The organism is Synechocystis sp. LEGE 06083 (assembly GCF_015207725.1).
Classification (GTDB): Bacteria; Cyanobacteriota; Cyanobacteriia; order Cyanobacteriales; family Microcystaceae; genus Synechocystis; species Synechocystis salina.
In genome coordinates this window covers 1-15,887 of record NZ_JADEWJ010000063.1, presented here as the reverse complement: position 1 = coordinate 15,887, position 15,887 = coordinate 1, and the positions used below count along the sequence as shown (strand labels likewise).

The following is a 15,887-nucleotide window of genomic DNA, read 5'->3' as shown; positions in this document are numbered from 1 at the left end:
GTGGAGCCGCTGATCAATTTATTACGGGATAGCTGTCCCCTGGTGCGGGTGAGTGCGGCCTATGCGTTGGGGCGTAATACTGACCAGGCCATAGTGGAACCGCTAATTCAAAGTTTGCAAACGGATTTTAACGGTTATGTCCGCAAAGGATTGGTCTGGGCCCTGGGCAATTGTGGCGATCGCCGGGCCTTAGCTCCTTTAATCCATGCTCTAAAAACCGACATTTCCGCCGTGCGTCTCTGGAGTGCCAGCAGTTTACCCAACATTGCCAAATTGGCCTACGAAGATGTTATTGCCACCATTCCTCCTTTAATAGAGGGTCTGAGGAGGGACAAAATGGGCGCTGTCCGCAGTAATTGTGCCTGGGCAGTGGGGCAACTGTGTCGGGAGTTGCCCTCCAATGTGGTCTATGCCACGGCGATCGATGCTCTCTTAGAAGCTCTAGTGGAAGATGAAGATTTTGGCGTGAAGGAAGATGCCAAATCCGCCCTACTACGACTGGGGGACGCCAGGGGGCTACAGATGATTGAAGACCTGGAAATGGAAGGTCTGATCTAATACGTCGATTGGTTTGTAAAGATATGTAAAGAGAAACAGTTAAAAACTAACTAAAAATCAACACACCATGGCACAACCTTTAATTTTGGGGGTCAGCGGTGCCTCTGGGCTAATTTATGCCGTCAGAGCCATCAAGCATTTACTGACGGCGGACTACACCATCGAACTGGTGGCTTCCCGGGCCAGCTACCAAGTCTGGCAAGCGGAACAAAATATTCAAATGCCAGGGGAACCCTCCGCCCAGGCAGACTTTTGGCGGCACCAAGCTGGGGTGGAAACCGGTGGAAAACTTATTTGTCACCGTTGGGGAGATGTGGGGGCCACCATTGCCAGTGGTTCCTACCGTTGCGCCGGCATGGTGGTGATGCCCTGTAGCATGAGCACGGTGGCTAAACTAGCGGTGGGCATGAGTTCCGATCTGTTGGAGCGGGCGGCGGATGTGCAAATCAAAGAAGGCAAACCCTTGGTGGTGGTACCCAGGGAAACACCATTCAGTTTGATCCATCTGCGCAATCTCACCAGTTTGGCTGAGGCCGGGGTCCGCATTGTGCCCGCCATTCCCGCTTGGTATCATTGCCCCCAATCCGTGACAGATCTGGTGGATTTTGTCGTAGCCAGGGCCTTGGATCAATTGGCGATCGACTGTGTACCCCTGAGTCGTTGGCAAGGAGGGCCGACCCCCGAACTGTGATGAAGAGGGACGCCAGGACCAAGACCATTGCCTTTAGTCCATGGCAGCATTGACCCAGGACTTTGGTTGGGGCCATTGTTCCGTCACGGAGATTAGCCGCTAAGCTATAAAAAAACCGCCCCATGTCGGCGGCTGTGGGCAAAGTTTGGCATTGCCGCCAGAAAGGTTGAGGGGAGGTGATTGATTAGGGCGCGGTTGTCAAGCAGTTTGTTCTACAGATGCTCACCCTCCACCTAACTGTAAACACCATGGCAAGACGTAAAAAAACTTTTCCCTGTGGCCATAAGGGTTATGGCCAAGAATGTCATCGCTGTGTGCAAAAACACATTGACCAAGAGGAAAGGAAACAGTCCCGGGCCGCTTGGAAAGCTACCTTTGAGGAAGATCCCATTGATTTGACCCATCTCCCCCGCAACGTGGTGATTAAGGCTAGGCAAATTCTGGCGGGGTTAGCGGAACAGAACGACTACCGCGAATTTTATGGCAAACGCCTTAGGCACGATCGCCTAGTGATCAGTATTCCAGTCACTAGACATTACCGGCTAATTTGTCAGGATGATGGCGATCGCCTAGAGCCAAAAGAAATCGTCTCCCACGAAGATTACAATGTATGTAAACCAGGGCATTGAAAAAGCATTCTGTCCTGTGGGAAATAAGGCGCAAATCTTTGCCCACTGCTCAAAGCCTTGGAGGGTTAACTTGTTCAACCGTATTCTCGTCGCCTTGGATCTGTCCCCTGCAGGTCAAGAAGTTTTAGAAAAAGGTTTATCCCTAGCCAAGGCCTATGGGGCTTCCCTGTTGTTGCTCCATGTGTTGTCCGCCGAAGAAGAGGGCAGTCCTTTGCCCATCCCGGTCAATATGGATGAAATTTACCCTGCTGTGGGCAATGAATTAACTATGGAAGTGTGGCAACAGCAATGGCAAACCTTTGAACAGGAAGGGTTAGACACCCTGGAAAAGCGTCGTCAGCAAGCATTGGATTTGGGCATTCACTGCCAAGCGGAACAAATTTTGGGCAGTCCAGGCAAAATTATCTGCCAGCGAGCCAAAGAGGATAACAGTGACATCATTGTGGTGGGGCACCGGGGCCGGTGGGGAATAAGCGAAATTCTCCTTGGTAGTGTGGGTAACTATGTCTTTCACCATGCCCACTGTTGCGTGTTTGTGGTGCCAACCCCGGACTGAGAGGCGATCGGGTCCTGAAGTTGACCGCGGAGCTTCCCCAAGTTAAATAAAACCATACCCTGAGCCATGCCTCCCATGAGTAACGATTCCATTGTCCGCCACGTTCTGGTCATTGAGGATCAGAAGTCTCGCCGCATCGTTTCCCTGGAAGAAAACACCTACGACATTGGTCGAGACCCCGGCAGTGCCATACCCATTTACGATCGCCAAGTTTCCCGCCACCACGCCACCCTGATCCGGGTTAACGACTACCAAAATCATCAATACACCTATCGTCTAATTGACGGCAATCTCCAGGGTAAACGCAGTACAAATGGCATAGTGATCAATGGTCAGTATTGTCTTTCCCACGAGTTGGAACACGGGGACGTAATTCGCTTTGGCAACAAGTCCAAAGCCAGTTACCACATTATGAATTTGACCACGGAGTCGGAGGAACAACCCTATGGAATCGAACCAGTATCGGTGGCGGCCAACCCGATCATGGGGGAAACCTACGTGGATCCCCTCAACTTTGCCCTGGCTGACCACGAGTATGGAGAAGGGGCCGGGTTTGACCATGAAGCAGTGGAAGTAGAGGAAGATTCATCCTTTTCTACGGCGGTGGTCTATAACGAGGAACTGCCGGATGTGGGCCGCAGTGCCCCAGGGCCAAGCCATCGTCCGCCGGCCACCCTGAGCGAAAATAGTACCCAGTTAATTGTTGAGTTGACCACCGCAGGGCGGGTACTCTACGCCAACGGGGCAACGAAAGCCTTATTTCCGGAATTAATGGCCATCCAGGCCCAACATCCCCTAATCCAAGGGCTCGCCAATTTATCCCTTACCAGGGAGGGCTTGCAATTGGAGCGAGATATTCCCATCGGCCAACAAATTTTCCACCAGCGGGTTTTCCTCGAGCCAGACCGGAGTCGCTTGCAGTGCTACAGCGAGGACGTAACCGAGTATCGCAAAATGGAGCAAGGGTTGAACGACCTCCACCACCGTTTGCGTGCCTATAGAGAATATACGGCCACAGGTTTTCTCCTGGTGGATGCCCGCACCAAAACCGTGGTTGAAGCCAACAGTGCTTTTTGCCAATTATTGGGCTATGAAGAACCAGAGGTTCTGGACCTCACCCTTTATCAGTTGATGGCCGCGGAACGGCCAGTGATCGAAGAATTATTAATTAACTTGGAAACCCAAGATTACCTATCGGCACCGGAACTGGAGTACCGTAATCGAGAGGGGCAAACGGTGCAGGTGAAGGGGGAAGTGTATCGCCAACCCTGGGAAGACAGGGAAGTGTACTGTTTTGTCATGCGCACCCCCCGGGGTCGCCAGGGCTATTCAGAAACCTTGGCCAACCAGGCGTTATATGACCCCATTACCAAGCTCCCCAACCGGGTCAACCTACAGAAGGAGTTATCCCTCGCCATTGATGCGGCGGCCCACCATCAGCATCTCATGGGGGTAATGTTTATCCACCTGGAGATTCTCAATCGCATTAACCAGGCCTATGGTTTTAGCTTTGGGGATGAGGTGTTTATGGCCTTCCACGGGGCGATCGCCGATTGTATGCGCTCTGGAGATACCGTCGGACAATGGGATAGCAACACCCTAGTGATTATTCTAGCCAAGATCAAAAGTCCCCAGGATTCCATTCGTCTAGCGGAAAGAATTTTAGATCGTCTGAAAAACCCCGTAACAGTGCGGGAACGGGAAATTATCTTTAATGTCAACATTGGCATTTCCGCCTACCCCAACGATGGTAACCGGGCCGAAGATTTACTCTCCCGGGCCAATACTGCCCTGCAAAAATTACGCCAGACTGGTTTTAATTGCTACCAATTCTATGATCCGAAGTTTAGCACCGCAGCCCTCCATCAAGCCCGCCTAGAAAATCTTCTCCAACAGGCGATCGCCAAACGCCAACTTACCCTGCAATACCAACCCCAAATTCATCTCCAAAGTGGGGAAGTCACCGGCATGGAAGCCCTACTCCGTTGGGAACATCCGGAAGTGGGAGAGATTGCCCCCGAAAAACTGATTCCCATTGCCGCCCGTAGTAATCTCATTTTTGAACTCAGCGATTGGATTTTTCGCACCGCCTGTCAACAAAATGTAGATTGGCAAAAGGATGGTTTACCCCCCCGGGCGATCGCCATTAACCTCTCAGTGCGAGAATTTTATCGCCAAGACTTGGTGATGATGGTAGGCAAAACCCTGGAGGAAACCGGCTTGGATCCCCAATGGTTGGAGCTAGAAATCACCGAAAATACCCTGCGACAACAACCGTCCAGAGCCCTGGCTATTCTCCAAGACCTCAAAGCCTTTGGCGTCAGAATTGCCCTAGACGACTTTGGTCGCGGCCAAATGGGCATTGGTTTTATCACCCAGTTTCCCCTCACCGCCATCAAAATTCATCAAGGATTCATGGCCCAATTGCGGGGTACCCCCCAGGAAATGGCCATTCTCCAGTCCATACTTGTATTGAGCCAGGGCTTCCAATATCGTCTAGTGGCCGAAGGGATAGAAACCGAAGCCCAACTCAGCCTGATCCGGCAACTGCAATGCCAAGAAGTACAAGGATTTTTGTTGAGTCGTCCCCTACGGAAACGGGAAATGGGGCAATTTTTACAGAAACAATTACACCAAAGCTAGGTCTTATCCCCATCATTAAAACTAACCGCAACTTGCCTTCATTGATGGTCCGCCCAAACCTCGAGTAAACCGTTAATAAAGTTTGCCTAAGAAGTACGATCAAACCGCTAGGGGTTATGTCAAACTAGAGGTGGGGTCGCAATTTAGCCAGATTTTGTCTCCATCATCGGGTCAAGATAAATATTTCCCTTGCCCATCCGCCCATCCTTGCTGTTATGACTAACCTGCCTGAATTTCGACATATATTTGTGATCGAAGATCAAAAAGCCCGTCGTATTATTTCCTTGGACGAACCAACCTATTCCATCGGACGGGAATCCAGCAATGATATTGTCATTTACGACCAGGTGGTATCCCGTCATCACGCCACCCTGATTCGCATCAAACCCACCCCCCAAAATGAAAGTTATTCCTACCGGATTTTAGATGGGGATTTGGAAGGCAATCGCAGTACTAATGGTCTGATTATCAATGGTCAGGATAGTGAATCCCACGACCTGCAGCATGGAGATGTGATCCTATTTGGCAGTCAGTCCAAGGCTAGTTACTACATCGTTTCCACTTCCTTGGAAATCGCTATGTTCAACCCCTTGGAGGCCATGTCCTTTGAAGACCTGTCGCGCCAAAGTTTAGGGGAATATACCAGCAAATCTACCATTATTAATGAAGAGGAACAGGAAGCCTCCCGTTTGGCCCCTAGTTCCGCTGATTTGGTGCGTTTTTCTTCTTTTGCTGAGCTTAGTCCCCATCCCATTGTGGAAATTGATTTCAATGGCAAGATCGTTTATCTAAATCCCCCCGCTAGTATTAAGTTTCGGGATATCAATGACCGGGGGGTTAGCCATCCTGTTCTGGAAGGTCTGCTTAACCAAGCCCAAAACGTCCGGGGCAATTTGCTTTTGCGAGAAGTGAAAAATGGGGATGAATGCTATGAGCAATACGTTCATTATTTAACTGAAAATCAAATTATTCGTAGTTACTTAATTGACATTACCCGGCGGCAACAAGCAGAAGATAGTTTAGCCCAACATACTTTCTACGACCCCATGACCGGGCTACCTAACCATGCTTTTTTTGAGGAACAATTGGCGATCTCCTTGGCAAAAGTACAGCGAGACCAGAGTCGGTTGGCGATCCTATTCCTCAATTTTTATAACTATGAACGGATGATCAACGCATTCGGACTGGGGTGTGGGGAAATTCTCCTCAAAACCGTAGCCAAACGCTTGAGCCAGTGGACGGAGAAGAAAGGCTTGGCCTGCCGCTGGCAGGGAAAACAATTTGCCATTTTGCTCAAGGAACCGGGGGATAATCAAGCTCTCACAGAAACCGTTAAGGAAATGCTGGCCATGCTGGAGGAAGGCATTGATGTGGCCAAACAAAAAATTCACCTTAAGGGTAAGGTGGGCATCGCCGTTTATCCCGATGGCGGTAGCGATGGGGCTAGCCTACTGAAAAATTCCCACACCGCTCTGGAACAGATTAAGGAAAAACACTTTGACTCCTTTGCCTTCTTTAACGAAAAGGCGGCCTCCAAAGCTAACCTGTTTTTTCGCTTGGAAAATCTCCTCTACGAGGCTTTGGACAAGCAACAGTTTTATCTGACCTACCAGCCCATTCTCCAGATCAACACGGGGGAAATTACCGGCATGGAGGCCCTGTTGCGTTGGCACCACCCTGAAATTGGCGAAATTTCTCCAGTTAATTTGATTCCCCTGGCGGAAAAAACTGATTTAATTGTGCCCATCGGTGAATGGATTTTAAGAACTGCCTGTCAACAGAATCGGCAATGGCAAGCGGCGGGGGTTCCCCCTTTGCCGGTGTGTATTAATCTCTGCCTCAACCAATTTCAAAATCCCGACTTGATTGCCAATATTCAAAGTATCCTAGAGGAGAATCAGTTGGAGCCCCACTGGTTGACCATTGAGGTGACTGAGAGCATCATTATGGAAAACATCGACTATTCCCGTCGGGCCATCGAGCAGTTAGCCGCCATGGGGGTCAATCTTTCCCTCGATGATTTTGGTGTTGGCTTGGGTAGTCTGTCCTGCTTGCAACAGTTTAAGATTCCCGCCGTCAAGATCCACCAGTCCTTTATCAAGGATTTGGACCACAGTCCCGTCAACGAGGCGATCGTTACTGGCATTATGACCCTGGGGAGAAAATTGGGCATCCGCATAATTAGTGAGGGCGTAGAAACCCAACAGCAGTTGGAAGTACTACAAAAACTACAATGCCAGGAAATACAAGGTTTTTGGTTCAGTAAACCCCTCAAAGTTGATGCCGCGACAGAACTTTTAAGTCAAAATAAAATCAAGGCTGATCCTCTGGCATAACTTAGAATTGATAGTTCCCTAATTCTCTATGAAGCAACACATACTAGTTCTAGAAGATGCCAATCAAAGAAGAACTATAATCCTGGACGAACAGCAATACTCTATTGGCCGCCATTCTGGTACTAGCATCCAGATACATTCTCGGCAGGCTTCCCGGCACCATGCCACCCTGATGCGGAAGACCAATAGTAAAACCAACGAAGAATGTTTTTGGATTATTGATGGGGATCTAGAAGGCAATAAAAGTCAAAACGGCGTCTTTGTGAACGGGGAAAAACGCCTCATCCATGAGTTAAAAAATGGTGACCTAATTAATTTTGGCTGTAGTATCAATGCTAGTTACCACGTTACCGGAGAGGGGTTCGGTGATTCTTCCTCCCAGCCGGTGGAAATGTTACCCCAGACTTCCCCCTACAATGAGGCGGTTTCTGCCCAGATTGCTTCTAGCTATAACGCTAGGGAAGGGGTTGATTTGTTGGCCGGCTCCAATGATGAAACATTCCATGAGCAGTCCTATCTGGATACGGCGACGGATTTGCCCAACCAGACTCTGTTTTTGGAATACCTAAATATTGCCCTTTCCAATGCCCGCCGTCACCATGCCCAGGTAGGGGTCTTGCTCTGTCGAATTGATAATTGGTCTGACATCAAGCGCAAACGAGGGGATGCGGTGGCCAATGCTTTTCTGCAGGAAGCGGGGCAAAAGCTGAAGGCAAATTTGCGCAATGGAGATATTGTTTCCCGTTGGGATAAGGATGAGTTTATTTTTCTGGTGTCCCAGGTGCAGGACACGAACAGTCTGTTGGGGATTGCCCGACGCTTGATGAAACCGGTGCTAACTCCGGTGATGGCGGGGGGAAGACCTTTCCAACCGGAAATTACCTACGGGGTGTCCCTCTATCCGGTGGATGGGGAGCAGGTGAATGATTTGATTGAGCATATCAGGGAAAATTTACAGCAGTTGTTACCCCAAATCACCAATCCCGGAGCAGGGGAGGCGGATGACCATATCGAAACAGCGGTGGATGTGCGCATCGATGCCCCCCAGCCAGTGCCAGAACTTTCTGATTCTGATCAGAAGCGTTTGGCGATCGTGGAAAAGCGCTTACTGCGGGCCCTGGAACAACATGAGTTGGAATTGTACTATCAGCCCCAGATTAATTGGCGCAAAAAGACCATTGAGGCCATGGAGGCGTTTATCCGTTGGCAACATCCCCAAAAGGGCCTACTGCCCCCGGGCCAGTTTTTGCCCTGGAGTGACCAAACGGAATTTATGGTGCCCCTCACCCGGTGGATTTTAGAAACGGCTTGCCAACAAAATGTCCTGTGGCAAGAGCAATTGCAAAGTCCCTTTTTGGTTTCCGTTAATATTTCCGAAAAGCAGTTTTACCATCCTTTGCTCAAAAATATGGTCATGGAGGCGATCGCCATGGCTAAGATGGAGACCCATTATTTGGAGTTAGAAATTCAAGAATCCACTGTGATGAAGGATTTTGGCCTGGCACAACAAATTATTACTAACTTGCACAACTATGGCGTGGGCTTTTCCCTCGATGATTTTGGCACGGATTATATGTCCCTGCGTTGTCTCCAGGATTTGCCTTTCCAAAAGCTAAAAATTGACAAATCCCTCACGGCACAGTTGCTGGAACAACCAGATAATGTTCCAAATCTGACCATGATGGAAACTCTGATCAGTCTTGGTAAAACCTTCAACTTGAAGGTGGTGGCCGAGGGGGTCGAACAGGAAGAACAGATTAATATTTTGGATAGCCTCAATTGCTTTTTCATGCAGGGCTACTGTTTCACTGAACCGTTAAATATTTTGGCAGCCAATAGCTTTTTACACAAATACATTGCGGGTGATTAGGTTTAGTTTTAGGGGCTGTTTGCGCCAGAGAAGCCAACGGTAGGATAGACTGAATATTACAAATTGTTAATGCGGACCCTGAAGCCGCTTGCCCGTTATGTCTCTTCCCATCCGCAATGTCGCCATCATTGCCCACGTTGATCACGGTAAAACCACCCTTGTTGATGCTCTTTTGAAGCAATCAGGCATTTTCCGGGAAGGGGAAGATGTACCGGTGTGCGTGATGGACTCCAACGACCTGGAACGGGAACGGGGCATCACCATTCTCTCCAAAAATACAGCGGTCCGCTACCAAGATACGTTAATTAATATTGTCGATACCCCCGGCCACGCCGACTTCGGTGGAGAAGTGGAACGGGTACTGGGTATGGTGGACGGTTGCGTCTTAATCGTCGATGCCAATGAAGGCCCCATGCCCCAAACTCGCTTTGTGCTCAAAAAAGCCCTCGAAAAGGGTCTGCGTCCCCTGGTGGTGGTTAACAAAATTGATCGTCCCCGGGCCGACCCCAACACCGCAGTGGATAAGGTGTTTGATTTATTTGTGGAACTGGGGGCAGACGATGACCAATGTGATTTCACTACTTTGTTTGCTTCTGGTTTAGCGGGCTTTGCCAAAGAAAGCCTCGAAGATGAATCGGAGGACATGAAGCCCCTGTTCGAGGCGATTTTGCACCATGTCCCGCCCCCGGCCGGCGATCCGAGCAAACCGTTGCAATTACAGGTGACCACCCTGGATTACTCCGATTATTTGGGGCGCATTATCATTGGCCGCATCCATAACGGCACCATTAAAGCCGGGCAACAGGCCGCTTTGGTTAAAGAAGATGGTTCCATTGCCAGGGGGAAAGTAAGTAAGCTTTTGGGCTTTGAAGGTCTGAGCCGGGTCGAGTTGGCTGAGGCTAGTGCTGGCTACATTGTGGCGATCGCCGGTTTTGCCGATGCCAATATCGGTGAGACTTTGACTTGCCCGGATGAACCCCAAGCTTTACCCCTGATTAAGGTGGATGAGCCCACATTGCAGATGACCTTTTCGGTCAACGATTCTCCCTTTGCAGGGCAGGAGGGCAAATTTGTCACCTCCCGTCAAATTCGGGACCGCCTTAATCGGGAATTGGAAACGAACGTTGCCCTGCGGGTGGAAGACGGGGAAAGTGCAGAGCAGTTTTTGGTATCCGGTCGGGGAGAATTGCACCTCGGCATTTTGATTGAAACCATGCGGCGGGAAGGTTATGAATTTCAAGTGGCCCAGCCCCAGGTGATTTATCGGGAAGTAAATGGTCAGCCCTGTGAACCGGTGGAATACCTAGTTTTAGACGTACCGGAGGCCGCTGTCGGCTCTTGCATCGAGCGCCTAGGACAACGGCGGGGGGAAATGCAAGATATGCAAACCGGCGTGAACGGTCGCACCCAATTGGAATTTGTCATTCCGGCCCGGGGCCTACTGGGCTTCCGGGGGGATTTCATCCGCATTACCCGGGGGGAAGGCATTATGAACCACAGTTTCTTGGAATACCGTCCCATGAGTGGCGATTTGGAAACCCGCTATAACGGTGTAATGGTAGCTTTTGAGGAAGGGGTGGCCACCTTCTATGCCATGAAAAATGCTGAGGATCGGGGAGTGTTTTTCATTACCCCCGGTACCAAGGTTTATAAAGGCATGATTATCGGTGAACATAACCGACCCCAGGATATCGAACTGAATGTTTGTAAAACCAAGCAATTAACTAACCACCGTTCCGCCACTGGGGATGAATTGGTGCAACTCCAAGCACCGGAAGATATGAACTTAGAAAGGGCTTTGGAATATATTGGCCCCGATGAGTTGGTGGAAATTACTCCGGAATCTATCCGTTTACGGAAAGTGGCCCGCAAAAAGTTAGTCAAACGTTAATTTTGACGAAACAATGAAGTTGCTCTCAAGGGCGAGCTTGCAAGCCCATTTTTCTGATGACAGTTAGCACCACAGAACCTTCCCCGATCATTTGGCCCACCATGGGTTGTGGCACCTGGGCCTGGGGTAACAAATTGCTCTGGGGCTACCAGCCTGCCATGGACGGGGAACTGCAACGGGTGTTTGAGCAATGTGTGGCAGCGGGAATAACCTTTTTTGACACTGGCGATTCCTACGGCACCGGTCGACTCCAAGGACAAAGTGAAAAACTATTGGGGCAATTTTCCCAGGCCTATGGAGGAGCAAATCAGGACAAAATTTGCCTGGCCACCAAATTGGCTCCCTACCCGTGGCGACTTACACCGCAGGCCATGGTTAAGGCCGGCATTGCTTCTAGGGAAAGACTACAGCGACCCATTGATCTGGTGCAACTCCATTGGTCTACTGCCAACTATGCCCCCTGGCAAGAACAGGCCCTGCTCAAGGGCTTAGCTCAACTCTGTCAACGGGGCGACGCTAAAGCTTTAGGTTTATCGAACTTTGGCCCAAAACGTCTGCAAAAGGCCTATAACTTTTGCAGGAATGAGGGGATTAGAATTACCAGTCTGCAAGTGCAATATTCTTTGCTTTCCACAGATCCCGTCAGTAAATTGGGTTTGAAAGACCTCTGTGATCAACTGGACATTAAATTAATTGCCTATAGTCCCCTGACCCTGGGACTGTTGACTGGCAAATATAGCCCCCAAGGGCCTTTCCCGCCAGGCATTCGTGGCCTATTGTTCCGGCGGTTATTGCCCAAAATTAAGCCCCTGCTGGACACTCTCCAGGCGATCGCCACGGAGCGGGAAAAAACCATGGCCCAGGTCGCATTGAACTGGTGTATATGCCAGGGCACCATGCCTATTCCAGGGGCAAAAAACTGCCAGCAGGTACAGGACAATCTGGGAGCCTTGGGTTGGAAATTAGACAGTGGGGAAATGGATGAGCTGAATGGACAGGCGGCTTCCTTGCCCCAAACTATGGTGCAGAATATTTTCCAGAGTCGTTAGCTCGTGCAAAGGTTAGTTAGGTTGACCGGAACTAATCGAAGTTCTTCGCTTATCGGCCCAAGTCTTCGGGGAAGGGCCCTGGTCGCACTGCAATCATTTGTGATTTTTGGCCACGCTTAACGGCGATCGCCAAGGGTTCACCGATTTGGCTCACTTCCACCCGTTCTTGAACGTCACTGGCAGTTTTAACCCCCATGCCCCCCACTTCGAGAATAATGTCCCCAGGGGCTAACCCGGCCTGGGCCGCCGGAGAACCTTGACTGACTTGGACAATTAAAACCCCTCTGTCCGCTGTCACCCCTGCTGGCAATTCCCCACTGGCTCGTAACTGTTTAGTCATTTCTGGGGTGAGAGTAACCATGTGAATGCCAAGGTAGGGATGCTCCATTTTGCCCTTGGTAAACAGATTTTCTGCCACATTTTGGGCCGTTTGGATGGGAATGGCAAATCCTAGTCCCTGAGCATCGGCTCGGATGGCGGTGTTAACCCCAATCACCTCCCCTTTGGCGTTGAGCAGGGGACCACCGGAATTACCAGGATTGATGGCCGCATCGGTTTGGATGAAACGCACCCGTTTGTCCGGTACCCCCACCTCGGAACTGGAACGCCCCAGGGCACTGATAATGCCAACGGTAACAGTGTTGTCCAAACCCAAAGGATTACCAATGGCGATCGCCCATTCCCCAGGCTGCAGGCGATCGGACTGGCCAATTTCCACCACAGGCAAATTTTCCGCCTCAATTTTTACCACGGCCACATCGGTCATGGTGTCGATCCCCATCACCTTGCCTTCCAGGACAGAACCATCTTTGAGGGTTACTTTGACAGTGCTGGCTCCTTCCACCACATGGGCATTGGTCAAAACTTCTCCGTCAGGGCTCAAAATGAAACCAGAACCGGTCCCCTGTTCCCTGGGGTCGGGGTTGGTGGGCATTTCTTCACCAAAAAAGCGACGGAAAAAGGGTTGGTCTCCCATGGGGCCACTCTGGGGAGAGGCGCTCCTTTCCGCATCAATTCTGACCACTGCGGGACCAATTTTTTGCACCGCCCGGGCAATGAAATTTAACTCCTGATCATCCTGGGCAGAGCGGGGCAGAGGCAGGGGGAGGGCACTGCGGTAATTACTCTCGACGGGGACAGGAGTCAGACTTTGGGGGCTGGTATTGACAGGAGAATCGAGGGAGGAACGGTTTTGGCCTGAAGACAAAAGATAACCCCCCCCAGCGGCACCGATCGCCCCACCGAAGAGGAGTAGAAGCACGGCCACGCCTAAATGTGATGCCTTCAGATGAATTGCCATGGAAAATTGTTAATAGTCAGTGCCTTAACTTTAACAAACTGGAGCTGGGGAAGTTGTTACCAAAGGACGAAAACCACTTCCCCCCAAGCTCAGGCCAATGGCAAAAGAAAACCCTATTCCCAGAAGGGATTACTTTCTCCGTGGGTACAGACCATATTTTGATTGTTGGCTAAGTTATTCATCCAGCTTGTCATTTCTGCCTTACCGCCTTTCCCTTCTAGCCAGAAGACTGTGATTAGTCCCATGGTGGCGTTAGTTTCACAGGAAAAAGTGGCATCATCAGGCTGAACGGGGGGAATATTTTGTTCGCATTCCCAAGTTTGGTCTGGGTTGACGGTTTCTTGCCAACCCTTCAGTTCTTTAACTTCTACTGCAACACTTTTACTGCCGTTTTTACATACCCAGGTGACCAATTGGTCGGGTTGGTCAGTGATGTCATCTACATCAGGGGTATCCAAGGCCTCTTCCACGGTGGGTATGTCATCCCCTGGAGCTACCTGGGCTGAAGTGGTCAATCCATAGCCCCCTGTGGCCATTAACACCGACACCGATAGGGCAATTCCCCGCAGTAAAGATTTCATCACAACCTACCCTCTGGAAAAAGTGATTCAAGATATTCAAGACACATTGACCATAGCATTTTTCCCTAAAGAGCTGACGCCAAAGGGTGCTATTTCTACAACTGGACTGACCAGGGAGCTAGGTAATTTTAACTAGCTTTTTTGTCTGCTTTGATCCAGGTGACTAAGGTCGGGACAACGGTGGCGATCGCCAGATTTTGAACACTTTTATCGGCCCGCTTGACCACTTCTAACTGTCCCTGTTTGAGGGATTTGCCGGTAACCACCCGATAGGGAATGCCGATTAGTTCGGAATCTTTAAATTTGACCCCGGCCCGTTCGTTGCGGTCATCGAGCAGGACATCCACCCCGGCGGCTTGGCATTCTGCGTAAATTTGCTCGGCCACCTGCATTTGTTCCCCATCCCCCACATTGGGCACCACAATGACCACTTCGTAGGGGGCGATCGCCGTGGGCCAAATAATGCCATCTTTGTCGTAACTCTGCTCAACGGCGGCCTGGGCTAAGCGGGAAACACCAATGCCGTAACAACCCATCACTAAAGGTTTTTCTTCCCCTTGTTCATTGGTAAAAGTAGCCCCCATGGCTTGGGAATATTTAGTACCCAATTGGAAAATGTGCCCCACTTCGATGCCCCGGGCAGTTTTTAATTCACCGTTGGGATCATGGACCGGGCGATCGCCAACCAGGGCTTTACGCACATCTACCACCAATTTGGGGAGGTCAAAGTCAGTACCCCAATTAGCTCCGGTGACATGGTAATCAACTTCATCAGCGCCGGTGGCAAAGTTAGTTAAATCTACCGCTGTTTGATCCACCAGGCGGAGAAAACTTGGTACCGCATAACGAGATTGATCATTCCGCAGTTGGAAAAGTAAGTCACCACGTTTGGACTGAGGTTGTTTATTAATGCACTCCATAACTTCAGATACAGAACTAATATTTTTTTCGATGAAAATTTTTGCATCAGTTCCGAAAATAAAGTTCAGTTTATCTGGGTTAAGATTTTCTGGATATTTGGCAATGTAATCATCACTAACGCCGGGGGAAATATAGCCCAGTGGTAAGGGTTTAGCTGCCCATTTTTGCTGTTCCTTTTCATCGGGAACGGTCAAGCTCAAAATATTAGTGCTTTCATAATGGGATGCTAACTTAGTTAACTCATTGGTCAGTTTTACTTCGTTAACTTCCTGGTCGCCCCGGATACTCACTAGCACTAAAACCGTTTTGCTCGCATTAAACACCGCTTGATATAAAACGTTTTTCACCACATTGCTGGCATCACAATCCAAGCATTGGCACATCTTGGCGATCGTGGCAGTGTCAGGGGTTGGTTCTTTTTTGTACGCACTAAAAGGAGACGGTTTAGCATCCGTAGGGAGGGACACCGCTTTTTCAATGTTGGCGGAATACAGGCCATCTTCGGTGTAAAGAATTTCATCCTCCCCCGCATCCGCTAGCACCATAAATTCCTGGGAGCCGGAACCACCGATCGCCCCGGAATCTGCATCCACCGCCCGGAAGTCTAGGCCACAACGGCTAAAAATATTTCTGTAGGCTTGGTCCATGGCCCCGTAGGTTGCCTTTAAACTAGCTTCGTCGCAGTGGAAAGAATAGGCATCTTTCATAATGAATTCCCGCCCCCGCATTAAACCGAAACGGGGACGAATTTCATCCCGGAATTTGGTCTGAATCTGGTATAAATTCACCGGCAGTTGACGATAGGAACGGATCATTTCCTTGGCGATCGCCGTAATCACTTCTTCGTGGGTGGGTCCCAGGC

The 15,887-nt window shown here is 50.0% G+C and carries 12 protein-coding genes; 9 read left to right on the top strand and 3 right to left on the bottom strand.

Features of this window, described 5'->3' with window-relative positions:
- The 9 genes from IQ219_RS06965 to IQ219_RS06925 form a co-directional block, all read left to right on the top strand.
- On the top strand, positions 1-558 hold a 558-nt coding region (locus IQ219_RS06965), incomplete at its 5' end, for a HEAT repeat domain-containing protein (protein WP_194072148.1).
- A gap of 67 nt (positions 559-625) precedes the next feature.
- A complete protein-coding gene (locus IQ219_RS06960; RefSeq protein ID WP_194072147.1) occupies positions 626-1,249 on the top strand; it encodes a flavin prenyltransferase UbiX in 624 nt (207 codons plus the stop codon).
- A gap of 248 nt (positions 1,250-1,497) precedes the next feature.
- The gene (locus IQ219_RS06955) at positions 1,498-1,878 is read left to right on the top strand and encodes a hypothetical protein (protein ID WP_190598743.1); all 381 of its coding nucleotides are present in this window, start codon (positions 1,498-1,500) and stop codon (positions 1,876-1,878) included.
- Between the two features lie 16 nt (positions 1,879-1,894).
- Entirely contained in the window at positions 1,895-2,434 is a 540-nt protein-coding gene (locus IQ219_RS06950; RefSeq protein ID WP_368667578.1) for a universal stress protein, read from the top strand.
- A gap of 75 nt (positions 2,435-2,509) precedes the next feature.
- The gene (locus tag IQ219_RS06945; protein WP_228016771.1) at positions 2,510-5,077 is read left to right on the top strand and encodes an EAL domain-containing protein; all 2,568 of its coding nucleotides are present in this window, start codon (positions 2,510-2,512) and stop codon (positions 5,075-5,077) included.
- 215 nt (positions 5,078-5,292) lie between these two features.
- The gene (locus tag IQ219_RS06940; protein WP_190598740.1) at positions 5,293-7,413 is read left to right on the top strand and encodes an EAL domain-containing protein; all 2,121 of its coding nucleotides are present in this window, start codon (positions 5,293-5,295) and stop codon (positions 7,411-7,413) included.
- 28 nt (positions 7,414-7,441) lie between these two features.
- Positions 7,442-9,283 (top strand): EAL domain-containing protein, encoded by a 1,842-nt coding sequence (locus tag IQ219_RS06935; protein ID WP_190598739.1) that lies wholly within the window; start codon positions 7,442-7,444, stop codon positions 9,281-9,283.
- A gap of 97 nt (positions 9,284-9,380) precedes the next feature.
- Positions 9,381-11,174 (top strand): translational GTPase TypA, encoded by a 1,794-nt coding sequence (gene typA / locus IQ219_RS06930; protein ID WP_190598738.1) that lies wholly within the window; start codon positions 9,381-9,383, stop codon positions 11,172-11,174.
- 56 nt (positions 11,175-11,230) lie between these two features.
- On the top strand, positions 11,231-12,223 hold the full coding sequence (locus tag IQ219_RS06925) for an aldo/keto reductase (RefSeq protein ID WP_194072144.1): 993 nt from the start codon (positions 11,231-11,233) through the stop codon (positions 12,221-12,223).
- 49 nt (positions 12,224-12,272) lie between these two features.
- On the opposite strand, the gene IQ219_RS06920 is transcribed toward IQ219_RS06925, so the two are convergent.
- From IQ219_RS06920 to proS, 3 genes are all read right to left on the bottom strand, one after another.
- Entirely contained in the window at positions 12,273-13,523 is a 1,251-nt protein-coding gene (locus IQ219_RS06920; protein ID WP_194072143.1) for an HhoA/HhoB/HtrA family serine endopeptidase, read from the bottom strand.
- 113 nt (positions 13,524-13,636) lie between these two features.
- Complete coding sequence (locus tag IQ219_RS06915) at positions 13,637-14,104, bottom strand: hypothetical protein (protein ID WP_199309744.1); 468 nt, start codon at positions 14,102-14,104, stop codon at positions 13,637-13,639.
- 128 nt (positions 14,105-14,232) lie between these two features.
- The coding region (gene proS / locus IQ219_RS06910; protein ID WP_194072142.1) for a proline--tRNA ligase at positions 14,233-15,887 on the bottom strand (1,655 nt) is incomplete at its 5' end.

Excerpts from the sequence above, each read along its gene's own strand:
- IQ219_RS06955 (WP_190598743.1), top strand. The coding sequence starts at position 1,498 with ATGGCAAGACGTAAAAAAACTTTTCCCTGTGGCCATAAGGGTTATGGC.
- IQ219_RS06915 (WP_199309744.1), bottom strand. The coding sequence starts at position 14,104 with ATGAAATCTTTACTGCGGGGAATTGCCCTATCGGTGTCGGTGTTAATG.
- IQ219_RS06935 (WP_190598739.1), top strand. The coding sequence starts at position 7,442 with ATGAAGCAACACATACTAGTTCTAGAAGATGCCAATCAAAGAAGAACT.
- IQ219_RS06960 (WP_194072147.1), top strand. The coding sequence starts at position 626 with ATGGCACAACCTTTAATTTTGGGGGTCAGCGGTGCCTCTGGGCTAATT.
- typA (WP_190598738.1), top strand. The coding sequence starts at position 9,381 with ATGTCTCTTCCCATCCGCAATGTCGCCATCATTGCCCACGTTGATCAC.
- IQ219_RS06925 (WP_194072144.1), top strand. The coding sequence starts at position 11,231 with ATGACAGTTAGCACCACAGAACCTTCCCCGATCATTTGGCCCACCATG.
- IQ219_RS06920 (WP_194072143.1), bottom strand. The coding sequence starts at position 13,523 with ATGGCAATTCATCTGAAGGCATCACATTTAGGCGTGGCCGTGCTTCTA.
- IQ219_RS06940 (WP_190598740.1), top strand. The coding sequence starts at position 5,293 with ATGACTAACCTGCCTGAATTTCGACATATATTTGTGATCGAAGATCAA.
- IQ219_RS06945 (WP_228016771.1), top strand. The coding sequence starts at position 2,510 with ATGAGTAACGATTCCATTGTCCGCCACGTTCTGGTCATTGAGGATCAG.